Source organism: Campylobacter pinnipediorum subsp. caledonicus, assembly GCF_002022005.1.
GTDB lineage: Bacteria > Campylobacterota > Campylobacteria > Campylobacterales > Campylobacteraceae > Campylobacter_A > Campylobacter_A caledonicus.
In genome coordinates this window covers 1,576,451-1,593,098 of record NZ_CP017258.1, presented here as the reverse complement: position 1 = coordinate 1,593,098, position 16,648 = coordinate 1,576,451, and the positions used below count along the sequence as shown (strand labels likewise).

Sequence of the window (16,648 nt, the reverse complement as noted above, 5' to 3'; positions counted from 1 at the left end):
TAATCACACTAATTTGTATCAAAAAGACTTTTCTCTTCCCTCTTTATCTTAAAACTTTTTCTTAAAAGAGGGGTTGGTCCATATTTTTGTATCGCTTCTAAATGTGCTTTTGTGCCATACCCTTTGTGCTTTTTATAACCGTAGTTTGGATATACATTATCTAAAAGCTCCATGCTCTTATCTCTACTTACCTTTGCCAAAATACTAGCTGCGCTTACCTCTTTTATAACACTATCTGCTTTTATAATTGTTTTTATATTTGTTTTATAATCAGTATTTCCATCAAAAATTAACTCATAATCTTTAAAGTATCGTTTAAAACACATCAAAGCACTTTTTAGACATTTGCTAAGCCCCAACTCATCAATTTGAGAGTTTGAAAAGTATATTATTAGGTATTTTGAGTTTTTGATTATTTTATCAAAAAGTTCTTCTCTTTTTTTAGGGCTTAATTTTTTTGAGTCATTAAGCCCTTTTATGTCTTTTAGTAAAACACAGCCAGCAATCACCAAGTCCCCAGCTAAGGCGCCACGACCGGCCTCATCAATCCCGCATATTTTTAATGATTTACTTTGCAAAATCAAAAATTTCTTTTATGCTATTTTGATTGTAAACATCATTCATTTTTGCTCTTTTTGAGTTTTCAAAGGCATTTTGAATGATTTTTTCTAATGTATTGTTGTCTATATTTAATTGTTTTAGACTAGTTGGAGTGTTTATTTTGTCAAACCACTCTTTTAGTGAGGTTATGCCATCTTTTGCTGATTCTTTATTAAAAATTTCTTTAGCAAATCTCTTAAAAGCATCTAAATTTTGATCCTTATACCACATCATCCAAGCAGGCATTATGACTGATAAACCAGCTCCGTGAGGACAGTCTGTTATAGCACTCATTGCATGTTCTATCATATGATTTGGAAAATAAAACTTATCGACCCCCAGTTGAGACAGTCCATTAAGCGACATTGTTGCAGCCCAAGCAAACTCAGCTCTTGCATTATAATCATCTGGGTTTTTAAGTAAAATTTCTGTATTTTTTATTATGCTTTTGATATTTGATTCTATATACATCCTTGTTATTGTTGGGTGGTATGTAGCTGTAAAATACCCCTCTATGCAGTGTGCTATAACATCAGCCGCCGAATATGCTAAATACTCTTTACTTACAGTTTTATGTAAATCCGGGTTTACTACAGATAATGTTGGAAATGTAACCGGCGATGAAAATGAATATTTTTGATTTGTTATGTCATTTGTTATAACGCTTCCGCTGTTCATTTCACTACCGGTTGCAGCTAAAGTTATTATGTCAAAAATTTTAAGTGCTGTTTTTGGCTTTGTATTTGTGAAAAAATCCCAGACATCACCATCATAACAGGCTCCAGCTGCCACAGCTTTTGCGCTATCTAAAACAGAACCACCACCAATAGCTAAAATACTATCCACGTTTAGTTCTTTTGCTACATTTATCGCTTCTTTTACTTTGCTTAAGATAGGATTGCTTTTTATTCCGCCTATCGCTTCATACTTTATGTCGTTTTCATTCAGGCTATTTGTTGTTGTATCAAAAAGTCCGTTTTGTTTTATTCTCTCACTACCATATAAGATTAATGTTTTTTTGACATTAAAATCTTTCATGTATTTACCAATTTGTTTTTCTTTATCTATCCCAAACTCAATTTTTGTTGGGTTGCAAAAACTAAAATTTTTCATTTATAATCCTTAAATTTGATTTACTTCACTACTTCTTGCATTATACACAAACCAGCTTAGTAAAGTAAAAAGTATGACAAAGCCACAGGCTGAAATAATTATAAAATAAGTGCCAAAAATGCTATTTTCTGTAATGTTTTTTAACTCATTTATATTGTGAAGAGTGATCAAAATTCCTGTCATAATCCACTCAGTCATTTTTTTCTCCTGCAAATTCTTCATATGTTCATTTCTTCTAGTGGTAACTTTTTCAATTCTTGATGGAGCTTTTTGTATTTTTAATTGTTTGTTTAAATGCATTGCTGCTTTTGGAAAATATAAACTATCACTTAAAGCTTTCATTCTACTTGGAGCCACTCCATCAATCAAGCTCATCCTTGCAATAACAAACCTTCAATTATAAAAATCAATCCAAGAATGAACAATCCAAATTTAGTATTCATGTTTGTCCTTTTTTGTTTGTATCTTTAATTATACTATATGTGTTTTTCATAAGAAAACCCATAGAACCGAAAAATTTTTCCGAAACAGGAGAAAAGCGCCATTAAAAATATCATTAATCACAGACACTCCGCCCACTCCTGTTGTAGTTACTCTTGGGTCATATAGCATTTCAATACCTTTATAATAAGCTCCCCAATACTCAGGTGTATCTTTTGCTTTTTCTTCTGACATATTATTTGTTTTAGCATAATCCTTTGCATTTTCTTGTATAAATTTTATCTCTTCTTGATGTAATTGTCTATTGTTTAGTTGTGCACTAGTATATATGTTATAGCCTAAGTTTGCTCCTTTGTTTTCATCTATTAATCCACCTACTAATATACCTGTTGGTTTAGATTATATCTTTTAAATTGTCATTAAATTTATATATTGGTTTATCTGTAAATTTTCTTTTAAATATAAATTTACATAAGAGAAACTAAATGCCGTTATAAGTGATAATATATGTTTTAGTATTTAGTTTCTCTTTAAATTTAACTATTTAGTATAATAGCTTCTTATCTTTTCATCTGCACTTATATCATATTTCTTATTTGGATAGTAGATATTAAGTCTTTTCATCTTGTTTATATCTATGTTTTTAATTACAATAGAATCTATCATTTGTTTTATACCATTCATATAATTTAAATGTAAATTTTCAAATTCTTCGTTGGTTGAGTTTTCTTTTGTAAACTCAAACTTATATTGAATTACAATAGCATCTTCTTCTCCATTTTTATTATAATATGGGCATGTTGTATCATAATAAGCAAAGCTATGATAATCTAGCTCTTTTCTATATATTAAACTTGTATAACATTTTAATCCTGCTACATAATTAATATATCTCATACCACTAGCTCTATACTTTAACTCATCTTCATTAAAAGACATCCCTAAATAATGTTTATAAGAAGATTTTGGGTTTGTGAGTAGATCATGAATTAACTCTTTAGGGGTTTTATTATAAAGTGTAGACAAGGTATTAAATTTTGGATCATAAATACTAAAAGTATATACTCTTGCACTTTCTTTCATTCTACCATCATTTAAAATATTTGGAATTTCTCTAAAAAAATATATCTCATTATATTTAGTATTGATACCATTAAAATATGATTTAAATTTATGCTCAGGATAAGAGTTTGGAATATTAAAAGTAAAATAAGGACTTGTTGCTTTTTCATTTGGATTTAAATCTATATTGGTATAAAAGTTTTTTACCTTATTATCTGCATTTATATCATACTTTTTATCTGGATAATACATTCCTTGTTTTATCATTCTATCTTTATCTATATCATAAATTTCTAAAGAGTCAAATATCTCTTTTACATCTTGTTTAAATGCATAATTCATTTGTTGTGGAGTGTAGTTTTTTGTGCTTGATTGTTTAGAACCTTCTAACACTGTTCCACCAGCCGTAAAGACAAAGTCATAGTGAATTCTTATAAGTGTCTCTTTTCCATTTATGTCATAATATGGACAAATGGTATCATGATTTTTATTTCCTAAACCCATGCCTATATTTTTAGAATAAGTATAAGTATAGCATTTAAGCCCTGCTATATAATCAATATATCTTTTATAATATTCTGTTCTTGATTCTATATCATCTTCTAAATCAAAGTCACTTAAGGGAGCATTGATATAATAATCATAGTGTGTTTTATGTTTAGACAATAAATCATATACTAGCTTGTGTCTTTCTTTTGTTTTATTAAGCTCATATGAAAATATCCTTATATCCTCATTCATCATATTTGGGATGTCTCTATCAAATACAACAAGCTCTTCATCAAATCTATAATAGCCATTGAAAGGTGGCTTCTTAATATCACTTCTAGCCATAGCTGAAAATTTTCTATTTATACTATAAACTCTTGTATCATCTTGCATAATAACTTCCTTGCCATTAACAGGAAGGTCATTAATGCATCCACTAAAAAATATTGTTACGATTATAAATAAAATTATCTTTTTCATTCTCTATACCCACATACTACACCAATATTTTCATAATCCTCACATATATATGAACTATGTGGAGAATCAGATGTAAAAAGCTTAAATATATTTATTAAATTTAATCTATCTAATATATCTGCTTGTTTGTTTACCCCTTTATTTCCACCTAAACCCTCTCCTACAAAATCACCATCTTTAACTACAGAGTTATACTTATAACCCAATCCTCCTTCAGATGGTTTATTTGCGATTAAATCGCTCATATCTTTTGCATTTACAGGCGAACCAAATGATGAAAAACTTGGTTTACGTTTACCATCTTCTATCTTCATAAAACCTCCTTCATATTTATTAATATATTTTATTCCACTTTTACCAAGCAAATTTGCTTGTGAATGAAAGGCAAAGTTAACCTCTTCACCTCCTCTGCCTTCTATTGTGTCTTTAATAAATCTTCCCGTTTGCTTTGCAATACCTGTTGACCAAAGACCTGCTTTATCAACTAATGATTCTAGTAAGTCTGGCATAAATCCATATGTTGGGTTATAAGCCACATTTAATTCTACTGGTTTATCTGTTGTTGCTTTGGATTGTCCTGTTTGTTCTAGACCATTTATTATAGCATTAATTTCTGGATTTAAAATTCCATTTACTGAGTTTTGAGAGGTAACTGTAACTTTTGAGATGGTGACTGGTTTTTTAGATATATAAAGCCCTAAACCTTTTAATTTTTTTCTTCCTTTTTCATCTAATCTTTTATAGAATTTAGATTTTTCTATCTCTGTATAGTCTTCTTCTTTGAATTTAGGAGACTTTCCATTTATAATCTGCAATACTCTATGCTCAGAATCAGCTGTTCCTGTAAGTACAGGTAAATTTGCAAGTAAACCCCCTCGTCCATTGTTTGGAAGTATTCCAAGGGTTGCTGTAGCTAACACATTTAATGCCTTTCCAAAAGCTGCTTCTACTTTATTATCGCTATATTCATCTGGAAGGGTTGAGGCTACTATGTTCATATTTTTATTCATATTCTCATAATCATGTTTCATCTGCTCTCTTCCCTCTTTGCTAAGTAGTCTTGTATCTAAGCTAGCATCTACCTTAGAGTTGGTTTGTGAACTATATAACTCATTTGATAGTTTAGATGTATCTGTGTTTAGTCTTTGTAAATCATCTGAGTTAGCTTTATCAAGTATTGTTATACTTCCTTTACCTAGTGTAGCTAGAGTTTTAGAGTTATTCATATTTAGTGAGTTTGATTGGTTATAACCTAGTGATGAGATAGTATTAGATACACCATTTACTTTATTGTTTAGACTATCTTTGCTATCACTATCTGATAATGCTAAATTTTTATTATCTTTATCGTTTAAATTATCTTTATTATCTTTTGAGCTTAGATTTAAATTTATGCCTATTGATTTAGAACTATTGTAATTAGTATTTGATAGGTTTTCAAAGGTAAGAGTATTTGTTTTAAAGTTTAGCTTTTTATTATCTATAAAGTTAGCTTTATCATCAAATTTACCACTAGCTATTAGCGAACCTTTTAAATGGGTATTGTTTTTAACATCTATATTTACATTAGTTCCTGTTAAAGATGTTAATACACTTTGCTTATTTAATCCTATAGAGTTATTTATATTAAAGCCTGTATTTGCTGAAGATGCTTCGTTTACTTCTATACTTGGAACCCTATTGGCTTTTGCATTATCTCCTTTAAATCCTACTCCTGTATTTACATTAAAGCCTTTATTGCTATAAGTATATTCATCTTGTAAAGATATTACATCTAAGTTGTTTCCTACATTTAAATTTAATGTATCATTAGCTCTTAGAGTTGCTCCTTTAAATAAAGCATCATTTGCTACATCTATATTTATATTGTTTGATTTTAAATTTGAGTTATTAAATGTTGAAGAGCTAGAGTCATATCTACTTTGTCCATAACTAAGTAAAGCAGATCCTCCTCCACCTCCATACATAGTAAAGTTTACACTACCATTTGTTGATTTAGTATTTTTATTAGTAGAGCCAAAGTCATTACTTGCACTTATATCTAAATTATGAGTATTTATATTAAGCTCATCTTTGGCTATAAGATTACTTCCTTTTATAATTGTATTTGTATTTAGTTTTTTGTTTGTGTTTAAGCTTCTGCTTAAATTTTGGAATTTGGTTAAATTTAGATTATTTAAATTTAGAGTTTAGCTTATATTTAAACTCTCATATAAGTTTAAATATGAATTTAGTTGTTGGTTTACTTGTAAATTTTCTTTTAAATATAAATTTGCATAAGAGAAACTAAATGCCGTTATAAGTGATAATATATGTTTTAGCATTTAGGTTCTCTTTAAATTTAACTATTTGATATAATAGCTTCTTATCTTATCATCTGCATTTATATCATACTTTTTATTTGGATAGTAGATATTAAGTCTTTTCATCTTGTTTATATCTATGTTTTTAATTACAATAGAATCTATCATTTGTTTTATACCATTCATATAATTTAAATGTAAATTTTCAAGTTCTTCGTTGGTTGTATGAAATTTACTAAATTGAAATTTATGCTCAACCACAATAGCATCTTCTTCTCCATTTTTATTATAATATGGGCATGTTGCATAATAATAAGTATAATTGTGATAATTTATCTCTTTTGTATATTTTAAACTTGTATAGCATTTTAATCCTGCTATATAATTAATATATCTGCCTCCTGTGTATTTATATCCATTACTACTAAGCTCATCTTCATTAAAAGACATCCCTAAATAATGTTTATAAGAAGATTTTGGGTTTGTGAGTAGATCATGAATTAACTCTTTAGGGGTTTTATTATAAAGTGTAGATAAGGTATTAAATTTTGGATCATAAATACTAAAAGTATATACTCTTGCACTTTCTTTCATTCTACCATCATTTAAAATATTTGGAATTTCTCTAAAAAAATATATCTCATTATATTTAGTATTGATACCATTAAAATATGATTTAAATTTATACTCAGGATAAGAGTTTGGAATATTAAAAGTAAAATAAGGACTTGTTGCTTTTTCATTTGGATTTAAATCTATATTGGTATAAAAGTTTTTTACCTTATTATCTGCATTTATATCATACTTTTTATCTGGATAATACATTCCTTGTTTTATCATTCTATCTTTATCTATATCATAAATTTCTAAAGAGTCAAATATCTCTTTTACATCTTGTTTAAATGCATAATTCATTTGTTGTGGAGTGTAGTTTTTTGTGCTTGATTGTTTAGAACCTTCTAACACTGTTCCACCAGCCGTAAAGACAAAGTCATAGTGAATTCTTATAAGTGTCTCTTTTCCATTTATGTCATAATATGGACAAATGGTATCATGATTTTTATTTCCTAAACCCATGCCTATATTTTTAGAATAAGTATAAGTATAGCATTTAAGCCCTGCTATATAATCAATATATCTTTTATAATATTCTGTTCTTGATTCTATATCATCTTCTAAATCAAAGTCGCTTAAGGGAGCATTGATATAATAATCATAGTGTGTTTTATGTTTAGACAATAAATCATATACTAGCTTGTGTCTTTCTTTTGTTTTATTAAGCTCATATGAAAATATCCTTATATCCTCATTCATCATATTTGGGATGTCTCTAAGAATAAAAACAGTATCATCAGGATTATACATCTCGCTTGTTTCAAAAGGATAATTTGGATAAGAGTTAGGGATTGTAAAAGCAAATTTTGGTGCACTTAATTTAGTATTTGGTCCTACTTCTATATAATGAGATTTGTAAGAACATCCACTAAAAAATATTGTTACGATTATAAATAAAATTATCTTTTTCATTCTCTATACCCACATACTACACCAATATTTTCATAATCCTCACATATATATGAACTATGTGGAGAATCAGATGTAAAAAGCTTAAATATATTTATTAAATTTAATCTATCTAATATATCTGCTTGTTTGTTTACCCCTTTATTTCCACCTAAACCCTCTCCTACAAAATCACCATCTTTAACTACAGAGTTATACTTATAACCCAATCCTCCTTCAGATGGTTTATTTGCGATTAAATCGCTCATATCTTTTGCATTTACAGGCGAACCAAATGATGAAAAACTTGGTTTACGTTTACCATCTTCTATCTTCATAAAACCTCCTTCATATTTATTAATATATTTTATTCCACTTTTACCAAGCAAATTTGCTTGTGAATGAAAGGCAAAGTTAACCTCTTCACCTCCTCTGCCTTCTATTGTGTCTTTAATAAATCTTCCCGTTTGCTTTGCAATACCTGTTGACCAAAGACCTGCTTTATCAACTAATGATTCTAGTAAGTCTGGCATAAATCCATATGTTGGGTTATAAGCCACATTTAATTCTACTGGTTTATCTGTTGTTGCTTTGGATTGTCCTGTTTGTTCTAGACCATTTATTATAGCATTAATTTCTGGATTTAAAATTCCATTTACTGAGTTTTGAGAGGTAACTGTAACTTTTGAGATGGTGACTGGTTTTTTAGATATATAAAGCCCTAAACCTTTTAATTTTTTTCTTCCTTTTTCATCTAATCTTTTATAGAATTTAGATTTTTCTATCTCTGTATAGTCTTCTTCTTTGAATTTAGGAGACTTTCCATTTATAATCTGCAATACTCTATGCTCAGAATCAGCTGTTCCTGTAAGTACAGGTAAATTTGCAAGTAAACCCCCTCGTCCATTGTTTGGAAGTATTCCAAGGGTTGCTGTAGCTAACACATTTAATGCCTTTCCAAAAGCTGCTTCTACTTTATTATCGCTATATTCATCTGGAAGGGTTGAGGCTACTATGTTCATATTTTTATTCATATTCTCATAATCATGTTTCATCTGCTCTCTTCCCTCTTTGCTAAGTAGTCTTGTATCTAAGCTAGCATCTACCTTAGAGTTGGTTTGTGAACTATATAACTCATTTGATAGTTTAGATGTATCTGTGTTTAGTCTTTGTAAATCATCTGAGTTAGCTTTATCAAGTATTGTTATACTTCCTTTACCTAGTGTAGCTAGAGTTTTAGAGTTATTCATATTTAGTGAGTTTGATTGGTTATAACCTAGTGATGAGATAGTATTAGATACACCATTTACTTTATTGTTTAGACTATCTTTGCTATCACTATCTGATAATGCTAAATTTTTATTATCTTTATCGTTTAAATTATCTTTATTATCTTTTGAGCTTAGATTTAAATTTATGCCTATTGATTTAGAACTATTGTAATTAGTATTTGATAGGTTTTCAAAGGTAAGAGTATTTGTTTTAAAGTTTAGCTTTTTATTATCTATAAAGTTAGCTTTATCATCAAATTTACCACTAGCTATTAGCGAACCTTTTAAATGGGTATTGTTTTTAACATCTATATTTACATTAGTTCCTGTTAAAGATGTTAATACACTTTGCTTATTTAATCCTATAGAGTTATTTATATTAAAGCCTGTATTTGCTGAAGATGCTTCGTTTACTTCTATACTTGGAACCCTATTGGCTTTTGCATTATCTCCTTTAAATCCTACTCCTGTATTTACATTAAAGCCTTTATTGCTATAAGTATATTCATCTTGTAAAGATATTACATCTAAGTTGTTTCCTACATTTAAATTTAATGTATCATTAGCTCTTAGAGTTGCTCCTTTAAATAAAGCATCATTTGCTACATCTATATTTATATTGTTTGATTTTAAATTTGAGTTATTAAATGTTGAAGAGCTAGAGTCATATCTACTTTGTCCATAACTAAGTAAAGCAGATCCTCCTCCACCTCCATACATAGTAAAGTTTACACTACCATTTGTTGATTTAGTATTTTTATTAGTAGAGCCAAAGTCATTACTTGCACTTATATCTAAATTATGAGTATTTATATTAAGCTCATCTTTGGCTATAAGATTACTTCCTTTTATAATTGTATTTGTATTTAGTTTTTTGTTTGTGTTTATTAAGATATTTGAAGCTTTTACATTTGAAGGTGTAGAGATATTAGTAGTTGATTTAGTATTTGATTTTTCTCCATTTATATCCGCACTTATTCCTGCAGAAAAGCCGTAGGTTGCACTTGAAGCTGCAGCAGCAGCTGCTTGAGAAGCTATGGCTGTTGTTTTAGTGGCTAGATTTATAGTTGCAGCACCTATATTTGCTAGATAGTATTTTTCTTGTGATTTTAGATTATCTATTATATCTACCAAATCCTCTATATCACTATAATCAACTCCAATCTTTTTGTTTTTATAATCATTTTTTAATTCGCCTAATTTATTTTCTAATTTTTTTACTTCTTTTTTATACTTAGTATAATTACTCTTTGTCTGTTTTAATTGCTTAGCGGCTTCTTGAGCTTGCATTACAGCAGTTGCTATCTCCACATATTCATTTTGAGCAGTGAGACTTAAAGAGGCTTTTAAATGCTCTTCTTTTATGCTTTTATCTTTAGTATCGGTTGAGTTAAGTATATTTACATCTCCAATCTTTGAGTTTAAAACTACATTACCACCAGCTTTTAAATTACTTCCTTTTATATTTAAATCATCAAGAGAGTTAGCTATAATATTCTCTTTAGCAATTAAATTTGAAGAAAGATTTAGCGTATCTTTTAGTATTTTTGCCTCTTTATCATAACTTGCCTCTGCTATTTGTGCTTTTACTTTTGTATCAAATTTTTTCAATTCCTTAATATCATTTTTAATTTGATTAACTAAATTTGATACCTTAACCTCTGCTTTTTTATCTAAGGTTTGCTTATTTGAGTTATCAACGCTTGGAAGTATATCTATTTTACCAGTATCAGCTTTAATGTATATATTTTTATCCGAGTTTAAATTTGACCCAACTAGAGCTGCACTACCGCTATCTATAATTGTATTACCCTTAGAAACTAAAAGACTTTCTTTGCTTTTAGATTTTACTAACTCATCTTCGTGAAGTTTTTGCGAGTATAGAGGTGTAATGTCCATACCTACTAAGTTTAATGCACCTAGTGGATTAAACTTAGTTTTTTTACTATAATTTACATTTTTTTCTAATTCTTGCCTAGAGGAGATCAATACATCATTTAAGGCTTTAAGCTCTATATCGCCAGCACTTAATACCTCACTTGCTAATATATTTATATCTTTTTTTGAGTTTAAGACTATATTTTTAGCCTCTGTTTGAAGCTTTGTACTATGTAAGTTTAAATTATCATTTGAGTTTAAACTCACACTTCTACTAAATCCTCCAAATCCTTTTTTATTTGTGTAGTGAAGCTCTTTAATTGCATAATCTTTTGCTAAGAGATTTATATCATTTTTGGCATTTGCTACTATATTATCTTTTGCTTTAATACTAGTTGCTTCTAAATTTATATCATTATTAGAGTTTAAGAGTATATTTTTAGCTTTTAGTAAAGAAGAGTTTACACTTTCTTTATAGCTCATATCTCTTGTTGTTTTAGAGCTAAAAAAACCTTTCGAATGAGTTTGTATATCTTTATACCTTATACTATTTAAAGCAGTTATATTTAGGTTTTTATCTGCATTGATACCTATAATATTATCTGCTTTTAAATTGCTAGCCTCTATGTTTACATCTTTATTTGAAGAGATTATGATATTGTTTGCATTTAAATTTGAACTAAGATAGTCTGTATTTTTGGTTTTATAAAAATTGCTACCTCCTTCACTATTAAATTCATCTTTTAACTCTTTAGAGTTTATATCTATATTTCCTGTTATAGTAGATAATCTTATGGTGTTTTTTGCTTCAAGGTTGCCAGCTATGTCTTTAATATCTTTTTTTGCATTTATTATTAAGTTGTTATTTGTTGCAATTATAGATGATGGTTTGCTTATTTGAGTATATGTTGTGTTATTATAATTATCTCCACTTCTTACTTGCTTAACAAATGTTTCATTTATAACACTTCCATCTTTTGATACAATATTTATATCACCAGCTTTAATGGTTGCACCATTTTTGTTTGCTATATCTTTGTTGGCTATAAGATTAAGTTTTTTATGTGATAGTAATAATCCTGTGTTGTTTACTATAGTATTAGCTTGTAAATTTAAATACTCTTTTGAAATAATGCTTCCGGAGTTTACTAACTTATCTTTTACATCTAGCTTTACATTTTTTGCAGTAATTGTCGCACCATCTATTTTTTTATAATCTTTTGCTAAATAAACGACAGGAACTAATACCTCTTCATTATTTATAACTTTACTTACATACCAAACTATATCCTCTTTTAAATTTGCTAATTGCTCCTGTGTTAGCTCTTTACCTAAGGTTAAACCCAAAATAGAGCTTTGATTTACAGCATTATCCATAAATTTTATATACTGAGCATTTGGATTTGTAAAATAGTTATCATTTATATAAGCTCTTCCTAAATGTCTTCTTAATGCATCACTTACAAGCTTTGTTTCATAAGCTGCATCACCTATACTTTTTATCTTTCTGTCGCCCCTATAGTTTATTTTTTGTAAAAAATAACTACTTCCTAAATAGTTTGATAACTCTGTATAAAGCGGATTTGACTCTATTAAATAGTTTGGATTATTAGGGTTGTGTATAAAAAACGAATATCTATTTTTAGGTAAGTTAAAATCATCTTTTATGGTGTTTACTACTCTATTAAAGTTTGTTTTATCTATGGTATCTAAATTTATATCAGCTTGATTGATTAAACTATCTTTAATGTTTATTTTATTAGATGACAGATTTGTTTTAGTTAGTTTTATATCTAAATTTGGGTTGTAGACTGAATTTTGAACAACGCTATCTATGTTGCCGTTAACTAAACCATCTGTTTTTCCAATTAAATTATTTTTTGCAAATATTAGTGAACCAATTTTAAAAGTTTCTTTTTCCTTGCTTGTTTGTGTCCCTTTATAAAACATTTTATCGCCATGGTCTACACAATGTCCAAGTATTCTATGCTTACAATATCTTTCATTTCTATATACTTCTTTTTCAGTTGTAGTAAGTTTTACTAATTCATGCTCCTGGTTTAATATGTTTTTAGAATTAAAATATATATTATTTCCAGATATTATTTTAGAAAATTCATTATTTATATAATCTACATCAAATTTTATATCCATACCTGAAATAATTTCTGCATTTGGGGATTTTTTGGGAACCACATACATCTCATCTATATATCTAGTAACTAAATTATAATGCGGACCGCCTGTGCTAACTCTTTCCTTTTTTTCTAGATAAGTTCTTTTTCCATCAGAAACTATCTCTTTAGCTTTATCATATTTACCTATGAGGTCTGGTTTATCCGATATATTTTTCAAGCTCTTAGCAAATATATTTATATCTTTATTTTGAGTCTGTATTGTAGCTTTGTCATTTAATATACTTTCAGTTCTTAAACTCTTATCTTTATCCCCTTTGATATTTATATCATTTTTAGCAAATATTATTGCTTTTTCATCTCCTAAATCAACTTTTATTTTATCTGTTTGGTTTATAAGAGAATCTTTAATATATAGGTTTAAATTATTACTTGAATATATTGTGTTATAATTTTTTAAGTTGTTAGATATTATATTTAAATTTGAACTATAATTATTATTGTTTGATGATGCAATAGCTCCATAGTTATCTAAATTTTTGGTATTTATATTCATGTCATATATGGAGTATAACAAAGCTTTGTTTGTTAATTTATCTGTATTTATATCTAAAAAAGCACCTTTTATAGAAACTATATCATCGTTTAACCTTTCATTATTTATATGGTTTTTAGCTTTTAACTTTAAAGTTTTGGATGATATTTGATTGTTGTTTGTTATATAGTCTTTAGCTTCTATAAAAATATCATTATCAGATATTATGTTTGCTTTATTTATAATTGAGTTAGATTGTAGTTTTATGCTGTTTGTTGCCTTTATGGAGTTATCTTTTTGAAGTAAAAGATCACCATCTATTTTTATATCTACATTTTTACCATTAAAATTCGAATTTTGCACTCCGTTTTCTATGCTATTTATTTTAAGATTTAAATCATTTAAAGTGCTAAGTGTAGAGCTAATTGTACTAAACTTTTTGGTTAAGATATTTATATTATTGTTTGCTTCTAGTAGTGAATTATTTAAGCTTAAGATATTAAGCTTGTCTTTTGATTCGATTGTTAAATTTTTAGATGCTAAATTTGAGTTTTTTAAAGAGATAGAATTTGATATAAAACTAATATCACCTTGCCTATATCCATTTTTGTATTTTTTATCTATATCGGCAATATTATAAATAGTGCTATTTTCAAATTCCAAATTTGAAGCATTAAATTTTATATTTTCTTTTGCTTGTGATTTTAATTTAACTCCATTTATATTTTTAGAATCTAGGTTAATATCTTTGTTAGAATATAAAATAACATCGTTAAAACTACTATTTCCATAAATATTTAAATTTATATCTTTATTTGTTGATATTATTTTTGAATTATGTAAATTTAAACTTTGTCCATTAAGCCTTAAATCCCCACTTTGAAGAATTGAGCCTACATCTTTATAATCATCTAACTTTAATGTTAAATGATTTTTACTACTTATTAAACCAGATGTATTTTTTAAAGAATTAACTATTATATTTATATTTTCATTAGAAGATATAGTGCCTTTTGTATTGTCTAAGCTACTTGAGGTTATGCTTATATCTTTTAAGGCGCCAATGTATCCATTTGTATTTAAAATATCACTTGCTTTTATATCCAATAAAGATTTTGATAGCAATTTAGAAGAGTAGTTTTTAGAGTCCATATTTACATCTGATAATATAAGATTTTTTGTAAATATATCTATCTTTCCAGATTCAAGACTTATGCCATTAGCTTTTATATAGTTTTTTGATTTTATAGTTGTTAGTAAATTTGCACCAATATTTGCTTTTATGGCGTTTAAATTTGATGAGTCTATATTGATGTTTGAGTTTTGAGATAAGAGATTTGCTCCATTTAGACTTATATTGTCTGATGTAAGGCTTATATCATTTAGAGCTGCTATCTGCCTAGAGTTATCTAAATTTATAATGTTTGAGTTTATATTTAAATTTCCTTTTGTGGCAACTATGTTGGAGTTTTCAGAATTAAATACATTTGAGTCTATAAAAATATCTTTAGCTTCTATATTTGCTCTGTTTGATTTTATATCGTTTGTATTTATTATATCTATTTTATCTTCTGCTATAATTTTAACACTTTCTTCATTGTCAATAGTTTTGGTTTTTATAGCTATATTTTTACCTGAGTTTATCTGTGAATTCTTAGTGTTTTTAATAAATTTAGAACTTAAATATACGTCATCTTTTGCATAAAAGGTATTTTTGTTTACAACTTTATCTGATTGAATATTTAAACTACCTCTTTTAGCAACCTTTAAATCAGCCTCTATTCCTGAAGCAATCACATTATCATTTATTAATGACTTAGATTTTATCTTTATATCTGTTTTTGAGGCAATTATATCTTTGTTATGAATATTGTTTTTTGCTTCTATATCTATATTTGATCCATATATTGTGTTTGATTCTAAATTGTCATCTGTTTTAATCTCTACTTTTGATCCAGATAGTGCTTTATTTAAAACTATCTTACCTCTAGAGTTTATCTCTAGGTTATTTTGTGCTGATATCTCTCCTTTTAGGTTTACACCAACACCTCTACTTGTACCAATCAATTTTATCCTATTTGCATATATTCCACCAAGAGATGATGAGTCTAGTGAAACCTTGTTAGATTCTGTATCATTTTTTGAAATTATGGTTTCGTTATTGAGAATCTTATTTTTGCCAGTTATTATTTCTAAGTCATTGGCATGTATTTTAGCATTTAACTCTATAGTATTTGCATAGAGCTCTGCTTTATCAACATTTTTAGTATTTAGCCCATCTTTTTCTATCTGTATTAGTCCTTTATCTATCTCATAACTATCTATTTTTTCATTTTTTATACTTGGATTTGCTGTTGTTATAGTCGCTTTTTTTGTATTTATAAACCCTGCACCATTAATATATATACCATTTGGATTTGATATGACTACAGATGCTCTATCTCCTGCAACCTCAGTAAATCCCTCAAGTCTTGTCTTTCTTTTGCTTGTTACCTCATTTAATATTATTTTTGCTGTCTTGCTATTTGCTAAATTTTTATTCCCATATATATATCCAGAGAGTTTTGTGTTCACATCTCTTTTGTTTGAATTATTAAGTATAGCCCCTTTTTTCTCCACATTGTAATTAGAAAATTTATTATGAGATAGTCCTTCGTTGTTTGGCTTAACTATGTTTACTATGGGTACACCATTTCTTGCTTTGTCTAGCGAGGCTCTATTTTTTATAGGAGCGTTTGTGTCTATATCAATACTGCTTGCTAGTAATCCTTGTTGAACTATAAGCATTGAACTTATAATAACAGATACTATCTTTTTAAATACTTGTTTCATTTTTTG

General features: G+C 27.8%; 8 protein-coding genes. All 8 read right to left on the bottom strand.

Features of this window, described 5'->3' with window-relative positions; translation table 11 throughout:
* Positions 1-8: 8 nt before the first annotated feature.
* Positions 9-578 (bottom strand): ribonuclease HII, encoded by a 570-nt coding sequence (locus tag CPIN18021_RS07980; RefSeq protein WP_069638183.1) that lies wholly within the window; start codon positions 576-578, stop codon positions 9-11.
* Positions 568-1,713 carry an iron-containing alcohol dehydrogenase gene (locus tag CPIN18021_RS07975; protein ID WP_078424794.1) on the bottom strand — a complete coding sequence of 382 codons (1,146 nt, stop codon included), beginning with the start codon at positions 1,711-1,713 and terminating at the stop codon, positions 568-570. The genes CPIN18021_RS07980 and CPIN18021_RS07975 overlap by 11 nt, the downstream gene beginning before the upstream one ends.
* A 9-nt stretch (positions 1,714-1,722) precedes the next feature.
* A complete protein-coding gene (locus CPIN18021_RS07970; protein WP_078423879.1) occupies positions 1,723-2,082 on the bottom strand; it encodes a hypothetical protein in 360 nt (119 codons plus the stop codon).
* A gap of 120 nt (positions 2,083-2,202) precedes the next feature.
* Positions 2,203-2,388 (bottom strand): hypothetical protein, encoded by a 186-nt coding sequence (locus CPIN18021_RS07965; RefSeq protein WP_078423878.1) that lies wholly within the window; start codon positions 2,386-2,388, stop codon positions 2,203-2,205.
* Between the two features lie 306 nt (positions 2,389-2,694).
* Positions 2,695-4,185: a hypothetical protein gene (locus CPIN18021_RS07960; protein WP_157888055.1), complete on the bottom strand. Its 1,491-nt coding sequence runs from the start codon at positions 4,183-4,185 to the stop codon at positions 2,695-2,697.
* Positions 4,182-6,287: a hemagglutinin repeat-containing protein gene (locus CPIN18021_RS07955; protein ID WP_078424792.1), complete on the bottom strand. Its 2,106-nt coding sequence runs from the start codon at positions 6,285-6,287 to the stop codon at positions 4,182-4,184. The genes CPIN18021_RS07960 and CPIN18021_RS07955 overlap by 4 nt, the downstream gene beginning before the upstream one ends.
* A gap of 243 nt (positions 6,288-6,530) precedes the next feature.
* Entirely contained in the window at positions 6,531-8,015 is a 1,485-nt protein-coding gene (locus tag CPIN18021_RS07950; protein ID WP_078424791.1) for a hypothetical protein, read from the bottom strand.
* Positions 8,012-16,642 carry a two-partner secretion domain-containing protein gene (locus CPIN18021_RS07945; protein ID WP_162273642.1) on the bottom strand — a complete coding sequence of 2,877 codons (8,631 nt, stop codon included), beginning with the start codon at positions 16,640-16,642 and terminating at the stop codon, positions 8,012-8,014. Before CPIN18021_RS07945 ends, CPIN18021_RS07950 begins: the two co-directional genes overlap by 4 nt.
* Positions 16,643-16,648: the final 6 nt, after the last annotated feature.